The organism is Bacteroidota bacterium, from assembly GCA_018698135.1.
In the GTDB taxonomy this organism is placed as follows: Bacteria; Bacteroidota; Bacteroidia; order CAILMK01; family JAAYUY01; genus JABINZ01.
The window spans coordinates 1-9,081 of the sequence record JABINZ010000076.1; the positions used below are offsets into that span (position 1 = coordinate 1).

Below are 9,081 nucleotides of genomic sequence, written 5' to 3' on the forward strand. Positions count from 1 at the left end.
TCTTCGCGTATCTTCGAATTAAACCACATGCTCCACCACTTGTGCGGGTCCCCGTCTATTCCTTTGAGTTTTAATCTTGCGACCGTACTCCCCAGGCGGAATACTTAATACGTTAGCTACGATACTGAAAAAATCCAACATCTAGTATTCATCGTTTAGGGCGTGGACTACCAGGGTATCTAATCCTGTTCGCTACCCACGCTTTCGTGCCTCAGTGTCAGTAATAGTCTAGCGAGCTGTCTTCACAATTGGTGTTCTGTAACATATCTAAGCATTTCACCGCTACATGTTACATTCCACCCGCCTCAACTATACTCAAGTTTAACAGTTTTAATGGCAGTTCTACAGTTGAGCTGTAGGATTTCACCACTAACTTATTAAACCACCTACGCACCCTTTAAACCCAGTAAATCCGGATAACGCTTGCACCCTCCGTATTACCGCGGCTGCTGGCACGGAGTTAGCCGGTGCTTATTCAATCGGTACCGTCAGACAAATAAGAATACTTGCTGTTCTTCCCGAATAAAAGCAGTTTACAAATCATAGATCCGTCATCCTGCACGCGGCATGGCTGGTTCAGACTTTCGTCCATTGACCAATATTCCCTACTGCTGCCTCCCGTAGGAGTCTGGCCCGTGTCTCAGTGCCAGTGTGGCTGATCATCCTCTCAGACCAGCTACCCATCGTTGCCTTGGTGAGCCGTTACCTTCACCAACAAGCTAATGGGCCGCATGCCCATCCCTTACTGCCGGAACTTTAATTTAACAAGGATGCCCAAGTTAAATATTATGGGGTATTAATTTCGATTTCTCGAAGCTATTCCCCGGTAAGGGGTAGGTTGCATACGTGTTACTCACCCGTTCGCCACTCATTTTTAACCGAAGTCAAAAATGACGTTCGACTTGCATGTATTAGGCCTGCCGCTAGCGTTCATCCTGAGCCAGGATCAAACTCTTCGTAGTAAAAAATCTTAAGAAGTTTGTTGCTCAGAGAACTTGTATATAATTCCACAATCCTTTAAAGAACATATTTTTCGCAACCTCATTTGGTTGGATGTAATTTCAAATCCCGAATGGGAGTGCAAAGTTAAAACAACTTTTTCAACCTGCAAGAAAAATAAAAATATTTTTTCTTTCAACCTCTTTTGGCTGAACCCTCATGTTTAATTGGGGATGCAAATGTAAGACTCTTTTCCATAGTGACAAACTTTTTTTCACTTATTTTATTATTTGTTTAAATTCAATCGCAAAGCATTGTTTGTCAGAACCTTGCGGTTTAAGAAAAACTGGCCATTTCTTAGAATTCCTCTGATTTCAACTCTCAATCTCACAAAAAACCACAGGAAAACCACATCATCACAATTTCAAAACTGATTTCCTTTACAAGCCTTCTCTTTATTCCTATAATCCCAATATGTACTCGAATATTCTCTTGAAATTGTATATATAATATAAAGGTATAGAATGCTCAATTAATTATTCTTTTTGGTATCGAGTAAAGTGTTTACTTTTGCAGTCTGAAAATAGTGTTCAAAACAATAAAAAATATTTAAATGGATTTCGAATATAAAATTGCTGACATCAGTTTAGCAGACTTTGGAAGGAAAGAAATAGAACTCGCTGAAAAAGAAATGCCCGGATTAATGGCAATTCGCGAAAAATATGCAAAAGGAAAACCACTTCAGGATGTCCGGATTACCGGTTCATTACATATGACTATTCAAACAGCTGTACTTATAGAAACACTGGTTGATCTTGGTGCCAATGTTCGTTGGGCAAGCTGTAATATATTTTCTACGCAAGATCATGCAGCAGCAGCAGTAGTCAGAGACACAAAGGTTCCTGTATTTGCCTGGAAAGGAGAAACATTGGAAGAATATTGGTGGGCAACTGCCAAAGCACTGGAATTCCCAAATGGAAAAGGACCCGAATTAATTGTTGATGATGGTGGAGATGCTACACTTCTTATTCATTTAGGATTTAAAGCTGAAAAAGATGCTAGTGTTTTAAATAAAACACCAGAAAACAAAGAAGAGGGAATTATCCTGAATACTTTAAAAGGAATTTTAGCAGAATCACCAAACCGCTGGCATGAGACTGTAAAGGACTGGAAGGGTGTTTCTGAAGAAACAACCACAGGAGTGCACAGACTTTATCAAATGGCTGAAAGTGGCGACTTACTTGTTCCTGCTATCAATGTGAATGATTCTGTTACAAAATCAAAATTTGATAACAAATACGGTTGTAGAGAATCATTGGTTGATGCGATTAAACGCGCAACTGATTTGATGATATCAGGCAAGGTAGCTTTAGTATTGGGTTATGGAGATGTTGGAAAAGGATCAGCACAATCGTTAAGAGCAAATGGAGCACGTGTTATTGTGACTGAAATCGATCCAATATGCGCCTTACAGGCTAGTATGGAAGGGTTTGAGGTGAAGCGTTTGGAAGATGTTATGCATGAAATAGACATTTTTGTGACCACAACAGGAAATAAGGATGTAATTACTGCGGAGGATATGTCGAAAATGAAAGACCTAGCAGTTGTTTGCAACATTGGACATTTTGATAATGAGATCCAAGTTGAGAAATTAGAAGAATGGCCTGGTATTGAAAGAATAAACATTAAACCGCAAGTTGATGAATTCAAATTTCCTGATGGACATTCCATCATTTTACTAGCCGAGGGAAGATTAGTTAATCTTGGCTGTGGCACAGGACACCCATCATTTGTGATGAGTAATTCATTTTCTAATCAAACACTTGCACAATTAGATCTTTGGGAAAATGATTATGAAGTTGGCGTGTATACTTTATCCAAACACTTGGACGAAGAGGTTGCTCGTTTACATCTTGATAAACTGGGTGTAAAATTAACGACTTTAACAAAGGAACAATCCGAGTATATCGGTATTCCTGTTAACGGTCCTTATAAGCCAGAACATTATAAGTATTAGGCGCAGTAATGACACACCTAAGTGTTAACATTAATAAGGTAGCATTAATTCGCAATGCTCGTGGAGGGAATTTGCCTGATTTAGTTCAGCTAGCAAAGGACTGTGAACGATTTGGTGCACAGGGAATAACTGTGCATCCCAGACCTGACGAACGACATATCAGGTATCAGGACGTTTTTGATTTGAAGAAAATTGTTCAAACAGAACTGAATGTTGAAGGGAATCCAACTCCCTCCTTCATGGATCTTGTGTTAAAAGTAAAACCAGATCAGGTGACATTAGTTCCTGATGCTCCTGAAGCATTAACATCTAACAATGGATGGGATACAATTAAATATGCTGAATTCCTTTCAACGACAATAGACTTATTGCACAAACATGGAATTCGAACTTCAATTTTTGTCAATCCCGATTCACTAATGATTGAAGGAGCTTTTAAAACCGCTACTGATAGAGTTGAACTGTATACTGAAGAGTACGCGAAAGCATATTCCTTCCAAAAAGAAATAGCTATTAAACCCTTTTCTGAAGCAGCTACTTATGCAAATAAACTTGGATTAGGTATTAATGCCGGACATGATTTAAATCTGACGAACCTCTCATATTTTTCGAAAAACATCCCAAACCTGCTAGAGGTTTCCATTGGTCATGCGCTCATTTCTGACGCTTTGTATTTAGGTTTGGAAAATACAATTCAACTTTATTTAAGAGAGTTGAAATAAATTGAAATATTAATTTAAATTCACAGCACGAATTAGATATTAAAAAAATACGCATATGGATAATAAGCTAATATTTGATAAAAGTATAAAAGGACGAAAAGCTTTCAATTTGCCGAAACTTGATGTTCCAGATTACACAAATACTTTATCGAATCTTTTTTCTCGTGAAGAAAAAGTTAATTTGCCAGAAGTAAGTGAGAACGAACTCCAAAGGCACTTCGTAAACCTATCTACCAAAAACTATCACATTGACAAGAACATGTATCCCTTAGGATCATGTACAATGAAATACAATCCAAAAATCAATGAGGTAACTGCTCGATTGGATGGTTTCTCCAACATTCACCCTTTACAAGATGACAAGAGTGTTCAGGGTGCATTGGAAATGATGTATAATCTCCAAAATGATTTGGGTGAGATCTCTGGAATGAGTGGTATTTCGCTTCAACCTGCTGCTGGTGCACATGGTGAATTTGCTGGCATTTTGGCTATCAGACGTTATCATGAGTATCATGAAGAATTGGATAAAAGAACAAAAATTCTGGTTCCAAATTCAGCCCATGGAACTAATCCTGCTAGTGCAGCCATGTGTGGTTTCAAAGTTGTTTCTGTGAATTCATTAGAAAACGGCCAAGTTGATATTGAAGATCTCAAAACAAAATTGGATGATGATATCGCAGGCATGATGCTTACCAATCCGAATACGGTTGGAATATTTGAGCAGAATATTGAAGAGATCTGCGAATTGGTTCATTCTGTTGGTGGTTTAATGTATATGGACGGTGCCAATCTAAATGCTATTTTAGGTTTAGCTCGTCCTGGTGATATGGGTTTTGATGTCATGCATTTTAACTTACATAAAACATTTTCGACTCCACATGGTGGAGGTGGTCCAGGTTCGGGTCCAGTTGGCGTAAATGACAAATTGAAAGAGTATTTGCCAAAGCCTGTTGTTGAGAATCATGATGGATTATTTGTGCTTAAATGTGATTGCCAGCAAACTATTGGGCGTTTACATGCTTTCTGGGGAAATTTTGCCATGATGGTTCGTGCTTATACGTACATCAGAATGCTTGGAGCAAAAGGATTAAAAGCAGTTGCCGAGAATTCAATTATCAATGCAAATTATGTATTGCATCGCCTTAAAAATCACTTTGATGCTCCCTATGCATCAGAAAAAATTATGCATGAAGCCATATTGTCGTCACATACGTTAAAGAAGAAGTATGAAGTAAGTACTTTGGATGTCGCCAAACGATTAATGGACTATAATTTTCATCCACCAACTGTTTATTTCCCTCTGATTGTACATGAGTGTTTAATGGTTGAACCTACTGAAACAGAAAGCAAAGAAAACTTGGATGCATTTTGTGATGCCATGATTAAGATTGCAGAAGAAGCAGCTTCAAATCCAGAATTGGTTAAAACTGCCCCCCATAATTTAGATACAGGCAGATTGGATGACGCATATGCTGCCAAGAACATAAATGTTTGTTGTCGAGTAGATTTTTAGCGCTACTAAAATTCACATAAAGCCTGTTGTTTCATTAATAACAGGCTTTTTTGTTTTACGCCAGACAAGTTATTTATACCTTTGTAAAATATAATTTTCCTAACCATTACAGAAAAAACTGAACATATTCAGGATGAAAAAAGACTTCGATAATCAACTTAATCATTGGATTGAAAAAGAGAAAGCTGCCAGCAAACTTTCGGGCATAGTGGTTGACCTTTGGTATAATAAATCAATTGAATTGGTATTATTCAGAAAGAAACTTTACGATAAAGGAATTGAACTTATTCTTGGCAACCATGCCCTCGCCAGAAAAATTATCAAAAAAGAATTAACTGTTCATGACACATTGCAATTGGCAGAAGCTATTGCAAAACTTGATATTGCCCACACAAAAATAGACTTAGGCCGTTTGGGTAGCGAGTGGCTTGATGCGAAAGTCAAAGGTGAAAAAGACATTAATAGTTTTGTAACGAATCAACTGGCTGATTTGATTGGCAAAAATGATCATGACAGACAGGGATGTGATGTTGTTCTTTATGGTTTTGGACGAATTGGACGAATTGCTGCCAGAATATTAATTGAAAAAACAGGAAAGGGTCAACAACTGCTCCTGAAAGGAATAGTTATCAGGGGAGAATTGGACAAAGCCCAGATAAGTAAAAGAGCAGAACTACTAAAAACAGATTCTACTTTTGGACCATTCCGTGGAACAGTTGAAGAAGATATTGAAAACCAATGTTTAATAATCAACGGGCAGAAGGTTCAATTAATCAGTGCAGGTAAAGCTTCCGAAATTGATTATACTGCATATGGAATAAACGATGCTATTTTAATTGATAATACGGGATCTTCCAGAGATCGTGAAGGATTAGGAGAACACCTCAAAGCAAAAGGAATTGCCAAGGTACTTCTAACTGCACCTGGAAAAGAAGGCATTCCGAATATTGTATACGGAATAAATCACGATGAATTTGAAATAGATCAGGAAGAAATCCTATCAGCAGCATCGTGTACGACCAATGCCATTGTTCCACCCTTAAAAATAATCGATGATTTTTTTGGAATTGAATATGGACATATTGAAACCGTACACTCCTATACGAACGATCAGAACTTATTAGACAACTACCACAATAAATACCGAAGAGGGCGTGCAGCTCCCCTTAATTTGGTCATCACAGAAACAGGTGCAGGCAAAGCAGTAGCCAAAGCATTACCCAAACTAGCTGGAAAATTAACCGGAAATGCGGTACGGATTCCAACACCAAATGGATCACTTGCTATCCTGAATCTTATTTTAAAGAAGAGAGCCAATAAAGAAGAAGTGAATGAAGTAATTAAGCACCATTCATTATTTGGTCGTTTGATTGAGCAAGTTGAGTTTTCTGAAAACCAGGAATTGGTATCGAGTGATATTATTCGGAATACACATGCCTGTATTATAGATGGTGCAGCTACCATTGTTTCCGAAAACAGAAAAAATATTATACTATATGTATGGTATGATAATGAGTGGGGTTATACTGAACAGGTTATTCGCTTTGCAAAATATATTGCAGGTGTTGAAAGGTTGAATTATTATTAAAATCGCAGCAAGCAGCTATCTCAAAGGATTGTATTTTAGTAGTATTTCTATGAAACACCTTTGATTTCTATCGTTCTTTCCTTTCCATAAACTTATCCTCCAATTCTTGATAAATTGTGGTGAAAGTATTTTTCGAATTACGTTAATTTCGGGAATTATTTCACGAACCTAATCAATAATAGGGTATGATTCTTAGAAAGGTATTTACAGGAATGAGCCTACTTTTCCTGCTTCTTTTTTTCGAAAACAATGCTGTATGTCAAGGTATTAATAACAGTAGTGGCTATGTTGTTATTCCAGCCACATCATATGTTTATACGCAAGGCTATACAGCTGGAGCCTCATCTTCAACGTCAGTTTCAGGAAATATGTTTGTCAGTGGAGACTGGACTAATAATTCGGGCACAATTACTTTTACAAGTGGGACTGTCACTTTTAATGGTAGTTCCGCTCAAGAAATTACTGGAAGTGACCCCACTACTTTTTACAATATGACCATAGCAGCATCCGCTGAAGTTCAAATCCCGGAAACAAAAACTGTAAACGTGGATGGAACTATGACCAACAGTGCTGGCAATAGCGGACTTGTCATACAATCTTCAGCCAGTGGCACGGGTAATTTTATTCATAACACCCAAAATATTGCAGGAACAGTTAAAAGATACATTACCGGAAACAGTTCAAACAAACCTTATCATGTTGTATCATCGCCTATTGATGGAGCAGCATTTGGTAGTATTTGGACTAGTGGTGATTACAATGTGTATTGGTATAATGAAGCGAACTCAAGTGGAAATGTTGATGACGGCTGGACTCGCATTTCAGCAGGCACATTAAGCAATGGCAAAGGATATAATATTGTTAGCAACTATGCCAACAGGACCATTAGCTTTACAGGTAATTTACTAGTTCCTGCAGATATTTCGAGCACCATTACCGTATCATACACTTCATCCGGCACTGCAGCCTCTGATGGATGGAATCTGATTGGAAACCCGTATGCATGTGGTTTGAATGTTCCAGAATTTCTTTCAGATAATTCCGCAAATCTTGAAACAGCAAATCAGGCTGTTTATTATTGGGATAACCCTAGTGGTGATTTGGACAGAGGTGATTATGCAACTAGGGCTTCAGGTAGTGGTGCTGTTGGAGGATCAGCAATTACTCCTGATGCAAGCATGGCTGTAGCTCAAGGCTTTTTTATAAAAGTAAAGTCTGGCGTTAGTTCAGTTAGTCTTGCTGCAGATCAGAGAATTGGCTATACTGGAACTCAATTTTTCACTCCGGATCCAGATGAGCAACTATTGAGGTTGTCATTAATTGGCCCTGACAATTTATACAATGAATTACTTTTCGGATTTTATCCATTTACAACTGATGAGCTTGATCCGGGATATGACGTACAAAAGCTGAGAGGAAATCCTCTTATTGCCGTTTATTCCTTGATGCCCGGATATGAAGAAGGCTTTGTTATTCAATCTTTCTCCTCAATAACAGAAGAAGCGAAAAAGCTTAATATTGGATATTTTGGAGGTCAGGAAGGAAATTATTCATTTAATATTAAGGAAATTGAAAACATTGATCCCTCAACAGAAATTTTTATTGAAGACAGAGAGGAGAAACTTTTTATCAATTTAATAACAAATCCCAACTATTCATTTTATTCTAGAAAAGGAGAATTCAATGAGCGATTCGCTATTCATATCAATCCAGTGTTCAACTCAATCCAGAAAGAGAGTATTTCTAACTTTCGTGTCTTTACAGTTGGAAACAAAATTCTGTTAGATAATCCTAAATTACAGCAGGGTAAAATTGTTATTCATGACATTTTAGGGAAGGAATTATTTAGAAGTAATCTGGAAAGGATTGGCTCAGAAATAGTAGAAACTAATTTAGCTTCTGCCTATTATTTGGTTTCTATATTAACCGATCAAGAAACTTTTACTCAAAAAATATACATACAATAATAAATTATTGAAATATGAAAAAGTTAGTTTTAATTTTATGTCTGTTGGCTACAATTTCTTTTGCTATCGCACAAACTACTGTGATTTCTGATGTATCACATTCAGGTGATGCTTCGGCTGTTTTGGATGTTTATTCAACAACTAAAGGGTTGTTATTTCCGAGGATTGCCTTAACAAATACTTCTTCAGCTTCACCAGTGTCAAGTCCTGCTACTTCTCTTATTGTATATAATGAAGTTGTTCAAAGTCGAATGTTGATAAAACACCAATGATACCAAAATAAAGATTAATATCATTGGTGTAAAAAAATATATGTTAAGTAAAGGTATAATAAA

6 protein-coding genes and 1 rRNA gene are annotated in these 9,081 nt (G+C 37.3%); 6 read left to right on the plus strand and 1 reads right to left on the minus strand.

The features are described 5' to 3' along the window. A 16S ribosomal RNA gene (locus tag HOG71_04600) occupies nt 1-967 on the minus strand; the annotation flags it as partial. A 585-nt stretch (nt 968-1,552) separates the two neighbouring features. Between HOG71_04600 and HOG71_04605 the strand changes: the two genes are divergently transcribed. The 6 genes from HOG71_04605 (at nt 1,553) to HOG71_04630 (ending at nt 9,018) form a co-directional block, all read left to right on the plus strand. Then, a complete protein-coding gene (locus tag HOG71_04605) occupies nt 1,553-2,956 on the plus strand; it encodes an adenosylhomocysteinase (protein MBT5990111.1) in 1,404 nt (467 codons plus the stop codon). An 8-nt stretch (nt 2,957-2,964) separates the two neighbouring features. Beyond that, complete coding sequence (locus tag HOG71_04610; GenBank protein ID MBT5990112.1) at nt 2,965-3,678, plus strand: pyridoxine 5'-phosphate synthase; 714 nt, start codon at nt 2,965-2,967, stop codon at nt 3,676-3,678. 55 nt (nt 3,679-3,733) lie between these two features. Next, nucleotides 3,734-5,191, plus strand: coding sequence for an aminomethyl-transferring glycine dehydrogenase subunit GcvPB (gene gcvPB / locus HOG71_04615; protein ID MBT5990113.1), 1,458 nt, complete (start codon nt 3,734-3,736; stop codon nt 5,189-5,191). A 133-nt stretch (nt 5,192-5,324) separates the two neighbouring features. Next, nucleotides 5,325-6,779 carry a glyceraldehyde-3-phosphate dehydrogenase gene (locus HOG71_04620; GenBank protein ID MBT5990114.1) on the plus strand — a complete coding sequence of 485 codons (1,455 nt, stop codon included), beginning with the start codon at nt 5,325-5,327 and terminating at the stop codon, nt 6,777-6,779. Nucleotides 6,780-6,964: 185 nt separating this feature from the next. Next, complete coding sequence (locus HOG71_04625) at nt 6,965-8,746, plus strand: T9SS type A sorting domain-containing protein (GenBank protein MBT5990115.1); 1,782 nt, start codon at nt 6,965-6,967, stop codon at nt 8,744-8,746. A 14-nt stretch (nt 8,747-8,760) separates the two neighbouring features. Beyond that, complete coding sequence (locus tag HOG71_04630; GenBank protein ID MBT5990116.1) at nt 8,761-9,018, plus strand: hypothetical protein; 258 nt, start codon at nt 8,761-8,763, stop codon at nt 9,016-9,018. The last annotated feature ends 63 nt before the right edge of the window (nt 9,019-9,081 follow it).